The sequence below is a fragment of the Chromobacterium sp. Beijing genome (assembly GCF_021496765.1).
Lineage (GTDB): Bacteria > Pseudomonadota > Gammaproteobacteria > Burkholderiales > Chromobacteriaceae > Chromobacterium.
The window spans coordinates 4,203,607-4,218,510 of sequence record NZ_CP053750.1 but is presented as its reverse complement, the minus strand read 5'-3'; the positions used below and the strand labels follow the sequence as shown (position 1 = coordinate 4,218,510).

At 60.1% G+C, this 14,904-nt stretch carries 15 protein-coding genes and 1 pseudogene; all 16 read right to left on the bottom strand.

Annotated features, from left to right (window positions below; translation table 11 throughout):
- Positions 1 to 109: 109 nt before the first annotated feature.
- The 16 genes and pseudogenes from HQN78_RS19585 to HQN78_RS19510 all read right to left on the bottom strand — a co-directional run bounded on the left by HQN78_RS19585 (position 110) and on the right by HQN78_RS19510 (position 14,874).
- On the bottom strand, positions 110 to 694 hold the full coding sequence (locus HQN78_RS19585) for a tail fiber assembly protein (protein ID WP_235085698.1): 585 nt from the start codon (positions 692 to 694) through the stop codon (positions 110 to 112).
- 10 nt (positions 695 to 704) lie between these two features.
- Positions 705 to 1,694 (bottom strand): phage tail protein, encoded by a 990-nt coding sequence (locus HQN78_RS19580; protein ID WP_235085695.1) that lies wholly within the window; start codon positions 1,692 to 1,694, stop codon positions 705 to 707.
- 240 nt (positions 1,695 to 1,934) lie between these two features.
- Positions 1,935 to 2,519, bottom strand: a complete 585-nt coding sequence (locus HQN78_RS19575) for a tail fiber assembly protein (RefSeq protein ID WP_235085693.1) — start codon at positions 2,517 to 2,519, stop codon at positions 1,935 to 1,937.
- A 10-nt stretch (positions 2,520 to 2,529) separates the two neighbouring features.
- Positions 2,530 to 3,441 (bottom strand): phage tail protein, encoded by a 912-nt coding sequence (locus tag HQN78_RS19570; protein ID WP_227105773.1) that lies wholly within the window; start codon positions 3,439 to 3,441, stop codon positions 2,530 to 2,532.
- Between the two features lie 227 nt (positions 3,442 to 3,668).
- Entirely contained in the window at positions 3,669 to 4,670 is a 1,002-nt protein-coding gene (locus HQN78_RS19565; RefSeq protein WP_235085691.1) for a hypothetical protein, read from the bottom strand.
- A gap of 360 nt (positions 4,671 to 5,030) precedes the next feature.
- Complete coding sequence (locus tag HQN78_RS19560; protein WP_227105775.1) at positions 5,031 to 5,612, bottom strand: tail fiber assembly protein; 582 nt, start codon at positions 5,610 to 5,612, stop codon at positions 5,031 to 5,033.
- A 10-nt stretch (positions 5,613 to 5,622) separates the two neighbouring features.
- A complete protein-coding gene (locus tag HQN78_RS19555; protein WP_235085688.1) occupies positions 5,623 to 6,834 on the bottom strand; it encodes a phage tail protein in 1,212 nt (403 codons plus the stop codon).
- Entirely contained in the window at positions 6,804 to 7,370 is a 567-nt protein-coding gene (locus tag HQN78_RS19550; RefSeq protein WP_235085686.1) for a hypothetical protein, read from the bottom strand. The genes HQN78_RS19555 and HQN78_RS19550 overlap by 31 nt, the downstream gene beginning before the upstream one ends.
- 105 nt (positions 7,371 to 7,475) lie before the next feature.
- The gene (locus tag HQN78_RS19545) at positions 7,476 to 8,054 is read right to left on the bottom strand and encodes a YmfQ family protein (protein WP_235085684.1); all 579 of its coding nucleotides are present in this window, start codon (positions 8,052 to 8,054) and stop codon (positions 7,476 to 7,478) included.
- Positions 8,051 to 9,115: a baseplate J/gp47 family protein gene (locus tag HQN78_RS19540; protein ID WP_235085682.1), complete on the bottom strand. Its 1,065-nt coding sequence runs from the start codon at positions 9,113 to 9,115 to the stop codon at positions 8,051 to 8,053. Before HQN78_RS19540 ends, HQN78_RS19545 begins: the two co-directional genes overlap by 4 nt.
- The gene (locus tag HQN78_RS19535) at positions 9,115 to 9,465 is read right to left on the bottom strand and encodes a phage GP46 family protein (RefSeq protein WP_107801249.1); all 351 of its coding nucleotides are present in this window, start codon (positions 9,463 to 9,465) and stop codon (positions 9,115 to 9,117) included. Before HQN78_RS19535 ends, HQN78_RS19540 begins: the two co-directional genes overlap by 1 nt.
- A 106-nt stretch (positions 9,466 to 9,571) precedes the next feature.
- Complete coding sequence (locus tag HQN78_RS19530) at positions 9,572 to 10,195, bottom strand: phage baseplate assembly protein V (RefSeq protein ID WP_235085679.1); 624 nt, start codon at positions 10,193 to 10,195, stop codon at positions 9,572 to 9,574.
- Positions 10,196 to 10,216: 21 nt separating this feature from the next.
- Positions 10,217 to 11,275: a phage baseplate assembly protein gene (locus HQN78_RS19525; protein WP_235085675.1), complete on the bottom strand. Its 1,059-nt coding sequence runs from the start codon at positions 11,273 to 11,275 to the stop codon at positions 10,217 to 10,219.
- On the bottom strand, positions 11,259 to 12,566 hold the full coding sequence (locus tag HQN78_RS19520; RefSeq protein WP_107801251.1) for a DNA circularization protein: 1,308 nt from the start codon (positions 12,564 to 12,566) through the stop codon (positions 11,259 to 11,261). Before HQN78_RS19520 ends, HQN78_RS19525 begins: the two co-directional genes overlap by 17 nt.
- A gap of 838 nt (positions 12,567 to 13,404) precedes the next feature.
- Positions 13,405 to 14,316 (bottom strand): annotated as a pseudogene (locus HQN78_RS19515) (glycoside hydrolase family 19 protein); the annotation flags it as partial.
- 183 nt (positions 14,317 to 14,499) lie between these two features.
- Positions 14,500 to 14,874: a hypothetical protein gene (locus HQN78_RS19510; protein ID WP_043589272.1), complete on the bottom strand. Its 375-nt coding sequence runs from the start codon at positions 14,872 to 14,874 to the stop codon at positions 14,500 to 14,502.
- Positions 14,875 to 14,904 lie beyond the last annotated feature (30 nt).

Genomic DNA, 14,904 nt, shown 5'->3' with positions numbered 1-14,904 from the left:
TTCGCCTTGTCTCGCTCTTGCCCGCGAGACTTTGAACAGGCTTTAAGAAAAACCCGCGCGGGCATGCCTCGCGCGGGTGGTTTCACGTGGAACAGCAATCTGCAAACGCTCAGGCAGGCTGCTTAGGCCAGTCCGCCTCGGCCAACTGCGGCCACGCGGTCTGCTGCGGCAGGCGCGACAGCTCGACGCAGTAACGCTTCCACGCCGTCAACAAGCCTTGTTCCTGCGTCGTCGCCAAACCCAGCTCCTGCGCGTCCTCCAAAGGCCGGCGCTGAGCATAGGCAATCGCCAAACGCTGCTGCAACTCCTGCTGCGCCTGCGCCGTCAGCGCCGCGCGCTGCGCATCGGCGTCCACTTTCCAGACTTTCTTGTTCCACACCGCGAAGGGCGGCGGCTCCAGCTCAGTGGCCTGCAAGCTGTCCGGCGTGTCGCCGATTTGCGCCGTCACCGGCTGCGCGCTGGCCTTGCTCCACAGCTTGAGCGCGCGAAAATCCACCACCAGCAGCCAGCCGCCATCGCGGTAGACCGCCGCTTGCCTGTCCCCTGCCTGCGGCGGTTGCTGCTCGGTGGCATTGGCCGGAATCAACCAAGTTTCCTCAACATCCAGCGGCGATAGATCCGCCGTAGTGGTGCCCAGATACTCGCCGGATTCCGGATGGTAGGCGTAGACGGTTTTCTGTTTGCGTTCTTGCATGGCGGTTTCCTTAGTATTTGATGCAGGCGAGAAGGGCTACGTTGCGGGGACGGGTTTCAACGCCAATGCCACTGTTTGCGCCCGTTACGAGTGTCATTTGATCAGATGACAACATCACTCTGCCGTATGCCCAGGCGCCACCGCCCGAGCCAGGAGTAAGCGCCAATGCACCTCCATCGTTTGGGCGTATGATTGTGTGGACATGAGGCCCGACAATCCCGGCCTGAGCACTCCCCAGCGCACGGCCCGGATCAACGTTGCCCCCATCATCCCACCCTCGCACAAACTCCCCGCGCAAATCAGGCAGATTGAACGTCGTCGAGCCATCTCCGGCACCATAAGAGGCTCCAATCACGGCAAACAAACCGGGGTAAGTGCTGCGACTGACCGGAGAGCCGTCGCACTTCAACCAACCAGGCGGCGTATAAGGCATCGCGAAATGCCCTACCAGGCCCGGCGCGCCGGACATGGTCAGCAGATTGGTGATAGGGCCGTCCTCGCACTGGGTCAGGTCCACGTAAAAACCACGAGACTTGACGCCATCGTTGTTGAACACGCGGAACTGGTTGCCCCAGACATCGATATTCACGTCGCTGAGCTTGCTGTCGCTTTGCGGCGCTTGCAATTGCAGCTGGCCGCCTTCCTTGCCGCCCTCGGCCAGGAAACGAGAATTGGGCTGAAAATCCACCCGGCCATTCATCTTGCCGCCGCTCAGCGGCAAAGCATCGGTGATGCCGTAGCCGGCCAGCGTGGTCGGCTTGCTATTGCCGCCCCAGGTCAGCTTCTTCAGCGCCTGCAACAACTGGTCCTTGCGTGCCGGATCAGCGCTCTGGCCGCTGTCGCGTATCACCGTCAACAGCTCGTCCTGGCTGGACTGGGCGGCGGACTGGACATTGTTCAACCACTCCGAGGTCACCACCGTGCCCAATTCGCCGGTGTAAGGGTTGCCGTCGTGGAATAGGCCATCCGGGCTGTTGATCGGCTTCATGGTGTTTTGCATCGCGCTCTCGCTCCATTTACAGGGTTGGCCCGCTGGCCGGGCTGGCGGCTTGGGGCGGACTCCGGGCCGGTAGGGTGGTCCGTAAACCACCCGCTGACCTGCTTCGCTAGTGAATCAATACAGTGATTTTGCCGGGAAGCGACGCGCGTCAGCAGTGGACGGATGTCAGTAGCTTGGAGCGCAGCCACAAAGCAAAACGGCGGCCGAAGCCACCGTTTTCCAAGCACACAAACTCAATGTTTAGACAGGCGCCGCAGGCCAGTCCGCCTTGCCCAGCTGCGGCCACGCGGTCTGCAGCGGCAGCCGCGACAGCTCAACGCAGTAACGCTTCCACGCCGTCAGCAAGCCCTGCTCCTGCGCCGTAGCCAGCCCCAGCTCCTGCGCGTCCTCCAAAGGCCGGCGCTGAGCGTAGGCAATCGCCAAGCGCTGCTGCAACTCCTGCTGCGCCTGCGCCGTCAGCGCCGCGCGCTGCGCATCGGCGTCCACTTTCCAGGCTTTCTTGTTCCACACCGCGAAGGCCGGCGGCTCCAGCTCGGTGGCCTGCAGGCTGTCCGGCGTGTCGCCGATTTGCGCCGTCACCGGCTGCGCGCTGGCCTTGCTCCACAGCTTGAGCGCGCGAAAATCCACCACCAGCAGCCAGCCGCCGTCACGATAGACCGCCGCTTGCCTGTTCCCCGCCTGCGGCGGTTGCTGCTCGGTAGCGTAGGCCGGAATCAGCCAGGTTTCTTCAACATCCAGCGGCGACAGGTCCGCCATGGTGGTACCCAAATACTCGCCGGTTTCCGGATGGTAGGCGTAGACGGTTTTCTGCGTGCGTTCTTGCATGGTGATCTCCTTAGTGTTTGATGCAGGCAAGCAGGGCGATGTTGCGGGGGCGGGTGCCTTTCAAAAGGTTGGTTGTCGACCCTGTAACAGCTTGCGTCAATGTGCCTCCAAGAAGTTGAGCTTGCCAGTTCGGGATCGGAGTTACACCGTAATTAACCACGGAAGTACCATCGACATGGTTGCTCTCAAAACCATCATCAAACAGACCACTCACCCATCCCAATCTATCGTTGTAACTGCTTTGCCATGCACCGCTGCGCGTCGGATCGATATAGCCTTGGTAAGGAATCAATGAGCCCATTTGCCTAGACGCAAATGCACGTCCCACGTCTACTACAGGGTGATCGCTGCTCCAGCCGCGGATAAATTCTCCGCGTAAATCAGGCAGGTTAAACGTTGTTGTCCCATCTCCTGCACCGTATCGCGTCCCAATTGCCTCAAACAACGCGGGATAAACATTGCGGCTGGCCAAGGAGCCATCACATCTCAACCAACCAGGCGGTGCAGATGGCATTGCAAAGTAGGCCACTTCGCCGGCTGGCGCCGCGGCACGCAATTGACTAGTCGTCGCGCCATCGGCAATGCCATAACCAGCCAGCGTACCCGCTTTGTCCGCCTTGATGGAAACCTCTGCCTTAGTGGCCCCATCGGTAATCCCGTAACCCGCCAAAGTAGTCGGCTTGCTATTGCCACCCCAGGCCAGTTGCTTCACCGCCTGTAGCAATTGATCCTTGCGGTTGGCGTCCAATGCCTGGCCGCTGTCCTTGATCAAGGCAATCAACTCGTCCTGAGTGGCGACAGTCGCCTGCTGCAGGCTGTTCAGCCAATCGGCGCTGACGATGGTACCCAGTTCGCCAGTGGTGGGGTTGCCGTCATGAAACAGGCCGTCCGGGCTGTTGATCGGCTTCAAAGTGTTTTGCATCGCGCTCTCGCTCCTTAATGAGTCTGCCCATGAGCCGGGCCGGCGACATAGGCGGGGTACGGACCACATTAGCCGTCGTCAGACCGCCAGTTGACCCGCTTCGCTAGTGAATTAATGCCCTCATTGTGCCGGGGAGCGACGCGCGTCAGCAGCGGACGGATGTCAGTGGCGAGCAGGCAAAAAAATGGCAACCCCGCAGGATTGCCATACTTGAAAACCGATGATGTTTACGGCGCGATCGGCGCTTTGTGTACGTAACCGCCATGCATACCGGACAGCGCTGCAGGCAAGGCCAGTTGGAAGACCGAGTTATTCTCGGCAAAAATGTGACAGTTGCTATAGCCACGCCCCCAGTCAGTCATCCCAGCCATATGCACCCAGCCATCGCTCGGCGTGATGCGCTTATTCTCCATTGGCTTGCCATTGCGATACTGGCCGCAATCAAGGTAAATAGAGCCGCTGATACAACGCAGCCAGCTCATGAATGTAACTAGTCCATCGGTACCGGCCCCATACGCCATCGCCAATGCCATATTTTTTCCATCGAGCACTTGCGCCGAATGACTCAATGCTCCACAGCGCAACTCCGCAATATGAAACTCGTTGCCATAACGCTTTTGATCACGCCCCATGCCATTCAATAAATCCTCTACCGGCTGCGCCAACTTCGGGCCAGGGCCTTCATACGAGCTATTATCATGAATGAAACGCCCCACAGAGCTAACACTCTGGCTATATGAAACATTATGCATGGGGGTGGCAAACGGAGTGGTGATCTGAATGGCTCTCACCTGGGCAATGCCCTCCGGCGTGAATGGATCGAAAAAACGCCCGCCGTCCGCCAATAGATTACGCCGCGGCAGCATGCCCACAGTGATGCCGTCCTGGATGCCGTAGCCCGCCAGGGTGCTGGCCTTATCGGCCTTGACCGCCACTTCGGCCTTGGTGGCCCCATCGCTAATGCCGTAGCCCGCCAGCGTGGTCGGCTTGCTGTCTCCGCCCCAGGCCATTTTTTTCACCGCCTGCAACAACTGGTCCTTGCGGCTGGCGTCCAGCGTCTGACCACTGTCCTTGATCAAGGAGATCAGTTCCTCCTGGGCCGAGCGCGTAGCCAGTTGCAGGTTGTTCAACCAGTCGGCGCTGACGATGGTGCCCAGTTCGCCGGTGGTGGGGTTGCCGTCGTGAAACAGAGTGTCCGGCGTGTTGATGGGCTTGAGTGCTTCTTGCATGGAATCGCCTCCCGCGGAAATGAAGAATCGGCCACGGCCGATGACAGGTGTCGTTACTGAAAGGATTTGGAGGGGATTTTGCAAGAAACACAGCAGCAGCAGCAGTGGACGGATGTCAGTGCACCGGAGGAGGGAGGCTGCTTCAAAATCCAGCGAGTGAGAACGAAACACAGCAATATCAGCTGAATACATACATAACAGAACATTCTGCAGGCATTTTCAACGTCGCTGTCTAGCTACCCTGCTAAAGCGCAGTAGACATTGAACAAGTTTTAAATACCCCGGCACCGATAATACTCCGCAATGACTTGAAGAAAAAACGGCAGCGCATGGCTGCCGTTTTGATTGATAAACCCTGAATCAGACAGGCTGCTTCGGCCAGTCCGTCTCCACCAGCCGAGGCCACATCGCCAATTCAGGCAAACGCGATAGCTCCACACAATAACGCTTCCATCCCAGCAGCCGCGCCAACTCCGCTTCCGTCGCCATGCCGATTTCCGCCGCATCCTCCAAAGGACGACGGCTGGCATAGGCTTCCACGAGGCGCTGCTTCAATTGAGCCTGCATTTGTGCTACCAAAGCGGTAGCCTGGGCCGCCTTATTAATGATCCAGCCTTTGCCATCCCAAGCCGCAAACTCGCAGGGCTCCAGCAAGGTGGCACGCAAGCTGTCCGGGGTCTCGCCTAGCTTGGCCTGGACCGGTAGTGCGGTCTGCTGGCTCCACAGTTTAGTACTGCGCCAATCCGGCATGACCATCCAGCCGCCATCGCGGAATACTGCGGTTTGACGTTCCGCAGTGACCGACGGCTGTTGTTCGGTGCTATGAGCCGGCAACAACCAAACATCTTTTTCCAGTGGCGACAGGTCCGCCTGTGTGATTCCCAGATACTCCCCGGTTTGCGGGTGGTAGGCGTAGACGGTTTTGTTTTTGATTTCTTGCATGAAAGTCTCCTTAGAACTTGATGCAGGCAAGCAGCGCAACGTTGCGGGGACGTGTGGAAAACGCCCCATTATCTCCACTGCCAGGGACAGCAGAGGCAACTGCAACGTAGTAAGTGGTATTGCTCATATCAGTGGGTGTTTTGTTGCCCTCGACATTGACGGACCACCCCTCCGTATTCCAAGCCCCGATAGCGGAAGTGCCTATTGGATAGCCTCCACTCAACTTATCGATCAGATTGCGAATATAGGTAGGGCTCTGGGATGCTCCCAGAGCACGCCCCGAATCCACCCCTCGTCCATCATCCCAACCACGGATGAACTCCCCTCGCAAATCAGGCAGATTAAAAGTCGTTGAGCCATCCCCAACACCAAACCTGGTGCCTATCGCCGCAAATAAAGCGGCGTATTCGGTTCGGCTTACCGCGGTGCCATTAGCCTTCAGCCAACCCTCCGGTGCATCGCTCATGGCAAAATAGGCGACTTGCCCGGTCAGATGACCGTCATGCATCAAGGTATGCCAGGGGTTCCAACGCTTGGCGTCGTCGTTGCGAGTACGAAAACGCATGGTGTTTCCGCGCTGATAGTCGGCCGTCAGTTGGCAGGAGTAGTCAATCTGGCCTCCCAATCCACCAAAGGCGATGAACGGGCCAGTCACGCCGCTGGAGGTGCCATAGTTGAATCCCATTTCCCCGCCGGTGATGGAAGTATCCAACGAGGTGCCATCCTGCGGGTCAATACGATAGCGACGTTTCTTGATCAAAGACGTGTCATTGCCGGAGTGCCATACTCGGAATTCACCGCCGCCTGCCTCTTTCAACACCAGTGTTTCATCGCCATAGCCTTTGTGCACCAAGGCTACCGCGCTATATCCCGGCCGATGTAGGCCTAAGGATGGGAAATCCACGCCGGTGGAGCACAGTTCCATAGTCCCTCTGCTGTACATAGTGGCGTCGTAGTTATTCGGCGTGGTCTTCAGGACATGCACAGTCTGCGCGGTAGACAGCGCCAAAGTATTAATGCCGTAGCCCGCCAGCGAATCGGCCTTATCCGCCTTGCCTGCCAGCTTGTTGGTGATGGTGGCCGCGAAGTCCTTGTCATTGCCCAGCGCCGCCGCCAGTTCCTGCAGCGTATCCAGCGCGCCCGGCGCACCGTTGACCACGCCATCGACAGCGGCCTTCAACTCGGACTTAGTCACGCCATCAGCGATGCCGTAGCCGGCCAACGTGGAGGCTGCGTCAGCCAGTTTCTGCCACTGCGCCCAATGTCCCCGATAACAACAGCGATACCAGATACCAGCATCGTTGTAAGCCTGATAGTTCTGATACACCATATTCTCGTCGGCATAGACTTGCAGCTTGCCGGCATAGGGTGTCGGGTAGTTCTTGCCACTGGCCGCTTGTGCGTCCCCCGCTGGCTATAAAGACCCGTGACGTTAATATCGTTCAGATCCACCACACCCAACGCCGGTTTCAACGGCAAAGCGTCGCCAATACCATAGCCTGCCAACGTGGTTGGCTTGCTATTGCCGCCCCAGGCAATCTGCTTGACTGCCTGCAGCAGTTGGTCCTTGCGCTTGGGGTCGGTACCCTGGCCACTGTCCTTGATCACGGCCAGCACTTCTTCCTGAGTGGCCTGAGCGGCAGACTGCATACCGTTCAGCCATTCAGCGCTGACGATGGTGCCAAGTTCGCCACTGACCGGGTTGCCGTCGTGGAACAGCTTGTCAGGCGTGGGAATGGGCTTGATGGGTTCTTGCATGAGGCGCTCCTGAGGAAAAGAGTAAAGAGCACAGACTCCCGCCCACTGAGGACGGGGCTGTGAGGGGAAGGGAGAAAGGACGGGAAGGTCCGCGTGAGGCGCGGTTTAAGGCTGGTAGGCGAAGTAGACGTAGGTGTGGGCCGGCTTCAGATCCTTGAACAGATCTTCCAGTCGCGGATCGCCGAAGGTGGTCAGGCGTTCTCCGGCCAGCGACTGGCCGGCGCGGAAGAAGTACGGCCGGGTCTTGGCACCGAACACGGTGACTTGCCACACCCAGGGGATGTCCGCCGTCCACAGCTGCTGGCCGGCGCGGTTGAGACCGGCGCGGAACGGCTGCGGCTCGCTGATGGCGATGCGGTAGCCCATGCCCGACGCCAGCCGGGTGAAGTAGGGAATGGACAGGCCGCCGGTTTCCGCCAGCTTGGCCAACACCGCCTGCTGGCGCTGCTGGTAGGGCGCGTCCGTCGGCGGGGTCAGGCCGCAGACGCGCTCCCAATCCGGCAGCAGGCCTTCGGCCAGCAGCGGCGTGGTGGCGCCCACCAGCTGCCGGGCGCCGTTCTGCACCCGGTCCAGCGCCGCGCCTTCGCTGCCCAGCTCGGCTTGCAGCCGCGGTCCGTCCGAACTGTAGCTGACCGGCGGCAGCAAGCGCGTCAGCAGTTCGCTATGCGGGGTTTGCGGACTCATTGCATCCCCCTCACCGTGAGTTTGCCCAGGCGCAGCCATTCCACTGTTTTCTCATTCACCGCCGGCGCGATATTGTCGGCGGGCGACAGCAATTGACGGTCCACCACGCCGGGCAGGTCGGAGATCAAGGCTTCCAGCCGGCTCTTGTACAGCTTGCTGCCGGGGGCCAGGCTGGAGAAATGAGCGGTCAGCACCTGACGCAGCGGCTCGGTGACGGCTTGCACGGTGGTGCCGTCCACCGTCAGCGCCACCTCGATGTCCACCGGACGCGGCGTGGGCGCCAACACCAGGCAGTTCTTGGCGGTGACCGGGCGCAGGTCTTCGATATGGGCTTGCACCGCGGCCAGGGTGTCGGCCGAGGGCAGGCTGTCCTGGGCGGTGATCACCACGTCCACGGTGCCGAGGCCGCGGCGCAACGGGTAGACGTAGGCGGCAGACACGCCCGGCACTTCCAGCGCCCAGCGTCGGTAATCATGGCGGTTGCCGCCGGCCGGCGGGCGACGGATCAGCTCCAGCAGCCGCGCCAACAAAGCGGCGTCGTCCTCTTCGTCCACGCCGCCGTCCATGCTCGCGAAGCTGACGCGGCTGGCCAGGCCGCTGGGCGCGGCCATCAGTTCCGCCACCGTGCCGGCCGGCACATTGCCGGCCAGGCCGGGCAGATCGGCGGCCACCGCCGCGCGGGCCTGGCCGTCCACATCCAGCTGGCCGCCGGCCTGAGTGGTGTAGAGCTGTTCGCCCAAGCGCACTTTCAGACCGGCGGCGAAGCCGGCGCCGGGATTGCCGCTCAGTTGCAACAGGCCTTTGGCCGCCACCGGCGGCTTGCGGCTGAGACCGCGCACCCGGGCGTGCTGTTCCAGATAGTCGCGGTCGGCGCTGTCCGGGAAGATCTGGCGGGCGATCCAGTTTTGATGCTGGTACAAGCCTTCCACCGCGCTGGCGACCGAGCTGGCGCGCACGTAAAAGTCGCTGTCGGGACCGACGTCGGCGTCGGCGCGCAGGTTTTGCAGATCGCGCAGCAGCGCGCCGCGTATGGTTTCAAAATCCGGGGTGGACAAAGGCATCAGGCTATCCTCACATGGTGTTGGAAATGTCGGGTCTGGCCGCCGGCCTCTTCCACTTCGACCAGCAGCAGCAAACGGCCGCTGCCGGGGCGTTGCGCCTCTACGCCGACGCGGCGGGCGCGTCCGTCGCGCAACAAGGGTTGCAAGGCTTGTTCGGCGTATTGGCAGGCCAGCAGGTCTATCTGGTTGCTGTCCTTGCTGCGAGACAATAGATGCAGGCGGGAGCCGAGTTCGGGATCGGCCCACCAGCCGCCCAACGGGGTCATCAGCCTCAGGTAGACGGCATTGGCCAGGGTGTCGGTGGTGCCGCCGGCGTAATCGCCGGTGATGGGGTCCAATAGAGGGTCCATGGCGTTATTTTCCGGGTTTGAAGGGATTGGGGATAAGGGAAGCGGGTCAGTGCCGGCGAGCGTTCAAGCAAGCGATATCAACAGCACGCTTGGTGAAAATCGTGTTTTACAACGGTGGGCTGGTCGTACCATGCACGCCGTTATGTTGGTGTCCCACCAGGCTCTTGCCACCGGCCACCACGTCGCCGCTGACGGTGACATTGCCTTTCACACTGGCGCCGCTGCCGCCCTGGATGGCCATGCCGCCGTTGCCGTTAATCTGGCCCTGAGCCACCAGCTGCGCGCTGGTGCTGAGCGTGGGCGTGGTGAAGCTGGCCTGTTCGCTGGCGTTGACCTGCCAGTTCTTGCAGCGCAGGCTGAAGGTGTCGCACTCCACCTCGATCAAGCGGCCGCGTTTAAGCACGATCTTGCTGCCTTCGTCGCTGTACAGCGCCACTTCGCCGGGTTTGAGCTGCTTCAACCGATAGTTGCCGTGCTCGGTGGCGATCACCACGCCGTGGCTGCTGCGCCCGCCCAAGGGCAGCACCACCGCCATGCTGCCCGGCGGCGGATTGGCGCTGTAGCCGTAATGCTGGAACAGCTCGACGTCCTGCAGTTGCTCGCCGGCCAAGGCGTCGGCCTGCACGGTTTGCACGTCGCCGGCGCTATCCACGCGGGTCAACACCGCGCGAAAGCCCTGCCGCACATTGCTGAAGGCGCGGCGAATTCTCTGGTCTACGTCATTCCACATCGTTTCAACCTTTCTTTAGTTTCAGCGTTTGCGCATGACCGGCAGCCAGCGGCCGTCCTCTTTCAACGTCAGCCGGGTAGTGCTGCCCTGCCCGCGCCCGCCGCTGAAGGTGCGCGCCATCAGGAAATAAGTGCCGCCCTTGATGCCGTGCGGCTCGCTTTCCACCTGGATGCGCTGGCCAGGGGCCCACAGTTCGCCGGCGCTGTTGCGATGTCCGGCCACGGTGGCGCTGAGGGTGTAGCCGGCCAGCCGCGCGTCGGCCAGCATCTTGTCCGCGCGCGCCGCCAGTTCCGCCGGGTTGGCGGCGTCCGGCTCCACCACGATGCGCGGTTTGTGATAACGAACATCCGGGTCCGCGGACTGGTGCTTGAGATCGTGTCTGCCCGGGGTCAAAGCTTGACGGTGGCCCTGGCCCAGCAGGGTCAGCTGCGAGTAACGCGGCGCGTGGGAACGGGTTTCCGCCAGGCTGAGCACATTGTTGCCCTTGCCGTCGCGGCGCAGGATCAGCTTGGCCTTGGCCGGCGCGCTGTAGTCCGGTCCGCCCACCACCAGGGTGCCGTCCGGATCGAACCAGGCGGCCAGGCCGTTGGCTGCGGCGGCGCGGGTGAGCACGTCCCAGGCGCTGTTGCCCGGGTCTACGCTGATTTTCTCGATCTGGCCCTTGGCCTTGCCATCCACGCGCACCCGGCTGACGCCCAGCGGCTTGATCACGTTCTCCAGCACGTCGCTCAGCGTCATGCCCTTGCCAGTGAGCAACGGCGCGCTGCAGTCCAGCAACATGCCGGCCAGATCCCGGCCCGACAGCGTCAGCTGGTGGCTGCCGGCGCCTATGCTGTGACTGATGTCGTCCACCCGCCCCTGCAGCACCACGTCTGCGCCCACCAGTACCTTGACCTCGGCGCCCGGCTCCACCGCTGGCGGCACCTCGCCGCCGGGCAGGCCCAGCGACACCTGCCAGGCGTCGGCGGCCACGGTCAGATCGGAGTCGATGCTGTACTGGGTCCAGTAACGATGAGCCTTGCCGGCGATCTCCAGGCTGACTTCGTTCTTGGCCGAGGCGCTTTTAGCGGGCGTAACCATGGATCAGCTCTCCTGCTTGCAGATGGTTGGGATGCGCCAGCTGCGGATTCAGGCGCAGCAGTTCGGCGGCGCGGCCGCTGTCGCCGTACCACAGGTGGGCCAGCTGACGCAGATTGGCGGCGGACTCCACCTTGCGGGTAATCAAGGGCGGCTTGGCGGCCACCAGGCCGGCGGCGCTGCGTTGCACCTGCAGGCCCAGATCGCGCAGGCTTTCAATCACCTGGCGCGCGTCCTCGCCCGGCAGCGCCTTGCGCCATTGCTCTATGGTCTGCTGCAAGGTGGCGCGCACGTCGCCGGCCACTTGCTCCAGCGCCGGCGGCGTCAATGTCGGCTGCGCGGCTTCCGAGCGGAACAGATCGGCAGCGGCGTTCGCCATCGAGGTGGACACGGTCAGCTTGAGCAAGGCGTCGATGCGGATCTCGTCCTCGGTCCAGACCTCCAGCGCCTTGCCGGCCTGGCTCAAGCTGTCCGACGCGCGGCCGATTTTCTTGGACACGCCGTTGAGCCTGTCCTTCATCGCGTTCCAATCGGCCAGAGTAGCCTGCGGCAGCTTCGCTTCCGCCTCCCACTTCAGGCCCGGCCAGATTTCCAGCTTGACGCCAAAACGCCAGTTGGCGACCTCGTCCACCAAGGACGTCACCTGGCCGATGAAGGCTTGCGGATAGGCCAACAAGTCCACCACCTGGGCAATGCCTTGCTGCGCCATGCCGGCAAGCTGCCGCACGGTATCGCTCAAGCGCACGCGCAGCGCGCCCAGCCGGGTCAGCGCGGTATTGGCGTTTTGCAGCAGGCCCTGAGCCTTGGCGAAGGCCTCGCCGCCCAGGCTGCGCGCCTTGGCCGCCAAAGCGCTGATGGCCTCCACCTGCTGCAAGGGCTGCTGGCTGGCGAAAAAGGGATTGCCCGGCGTGGCCTCCACCCAGTTCGCTTCCACGGTGCAGGAATCCGGCGCGTCAGCCTCGTGACTGATCTGGTAATCCAGCAGTTGCGCCTTGGGCATGCTGCCGAATACCGGGTGAATCAACTCGCCCGGACCGGCCTGGTCCAGCGCGGCGACGAAGTCGCGCAGCCGCTGCTGATAATCACGGCCCCAGAAGAAGACGCTGAGCGAAACCTTGCGCGCCTTGCGGCCCAGGTCTTCTACGTCGGCGCCGTCCAGATAGGGGTATTCGTGCATCGCCTGGTCGCGCTGGGCGCTGTCCACGCTGCGCAGGCATTCGAAGCGCACCCCGCGGAAACTGGCGTCCACCAGCGCGCCGGCGGCGGAACCGGCAAACAGACTGAGATTGAACATCAGCTTCTCCTTTGTTGTTGGCTATTGGCGGTGTTGACGGCGGCGACGATATTGCCGTTTTGGACGTCGACGGTGACTTGGATGGGTTGGGACAGCACGCTGCTGAGTTGGGACAGGGTGGCTTGCAAGGCGGATAAGATAGCTTGCAGTTGTGCAGCATCTGCTCCCCTGTGTTTGTACTGGCAATTTCTCTTCCCTCGGGTAGCAGGATCCCACCAGCCGGTACGGGAGCTGCCTTAGGCTTAGCGGCCTCTTTTACCTTGGCCTGTTCAGCTTTTTGCTTGGCTGCTTCTTGCGCCTTGGCTTGCTCCGCCTTTTGCTTGGCCGCTTCTTGTGCCTTGATTTGCTCAGCTTTTTGCTTGGCCGCTTCATGCGCCTTGGCTTGCTCAGCTTTTTGCTTGGCCGCCTCTTGTGCCTTGGCTTGCTCAGCTTTTTGCTTGACCGCCTCTTGTGCCTTGGCTTGCTCAGCTTTTTGCTTGGCCGCTTCTTGCGCCTTGGCCTGATCAGCTTTTTGCTTGGCCGCTTCTTGCGCCTTGGCCTGATCAGCTTTTTGCTTGGCCGCTTCTTGCGCCTTGGCCTGACCAGCTTTTTGCTTGCCGGCTTCTTGTGGCTGGGCCTGACGCTTGGCCCCTGTGTCTGCAGTCTGTTGTTCAGCTCGGGGCAGTTTGTTCTTGGCCGTCGTTGTGAGCTGAACTTGTTCTTGTGCTCCTACCTTTTGAGCACCTGCTTTGTTCAAATACTCTGCTCTGGGTCGCAAAAACTTTTTAGGGGTTCCCCAATAACCACTATCTGGTCCGAATTTCGCAGAAGCAGGCCCAGTACTAGATTGCGAGCCAAAGAATTTCCCGTTTCCCGTTTTAGCGTCAAACTCCTCAACTAAGCCTGTGTGATTATTTCTCCCACGCCACAAAGCAATATCACCTGGCCGTACATCTTTTAGATCAACCTCCTCGTAGTACTTTGATTTATCCAGTCCACCCGTATTTTCATAGGGTATCTCGTAACCAGCGCCTTTTATTACCTGGCTAACCAAATTTGAACAATCAATTTTACGAACACCACCAGCACTCGCCTTACCGTTACTACCATACCCGTATTGATAGCCTTTGAAATGTTCTCGCTGATCAAGAATAGCCGAATAACTTTTCATTGACTGCAGCTGGTTTTGTACATTTTTAACTGAATTCGAGACACTCCCCTTTGAATTTATATCTTCAGCAGGTTGAGCTTGAGACACCCTAGCTGAGCCAAGTTCTTTCAAGTAATACTGATACCTTTTTTGGCGATCTGACAATCCGTTGCCACCACCATTAATCAGTTTAGTAACGGCCCTCACATTACCATTCCTGGCATATTTAACTATTTCAGGTTGTTTTTTTTGCCAAAACCATGTTGCAATTTTAGCAGCAATTGCTGTATTTTCAGCCAACTCTGGGTTGGCAATCAAATCCAAGTTTAAGGCTTTTCCCGCAGCCTCATAATTAGATCGACCAGTGATTTGTATGAAGCCACGCCCCCGATACCTGAATCCATCACCCTTTTTATTATTTCCTAGATTTTTTTTACCCCACTCACCACCATAAATCGCTTCATAAACTTTTTCTTGACCAGAATTTATTAAGGATTGCACTTGAGACTCTGTTGTAATCCCTTGTGCATTGAGCCGATCTTTGAATTTTTTCAATACATTTTTTGCCGTCCGGTAATTCCCTTCCCGCAAAGACTCAAACCCTCCACTTTCATGAGCCATTTGTGCCAGAAACATTGCCTGTTCTTTAGGGTCACGGATATTTGCTGCTAGCATTTCATCGATCAACCTAGCCTTATTGGAAGCAATAGCCTGTTGGCGTTTCTGTTTCATATTCGCCATAATGTGCCCTCTGGGAAAAAGCGGTGTGCCATCGGCACACCGCATACAGTCAAATTAAGCGTGTTACTCAATTACTTTCCGCAGCGACAGCAGCTTGATATCGCGGCGCGCTTCGCTCTCCACACCGTATTTCTCGCCCACTTCCAGCGTGAAGCAGTCCAGGTAGCTGGTGCGCTTGCCGCCCGGCGCCACCGGGAATTCGGTGAGCTTGGCGCCTTCGATCGCTTCCCAGTCCAGCTCGCCGGACAGCGGGATGGAGACGGTGACGGACAGCTCGTATTCCGAGATGCCGCGCGCGAAGCCGCGGGCGCGGCCACTGCTGTTCATGGTTTTCACCAGCTTGCGGCCGGTCTTGCTGCTGACGTTCAGATCGATGACGTCGATTTCCTGGCCGTTGACTTCCAGTACGATCGAACCTGCGTATTCTTTCAAAGCCATGTGAATGTCCTTTTCGGTTTCATGTGGGCG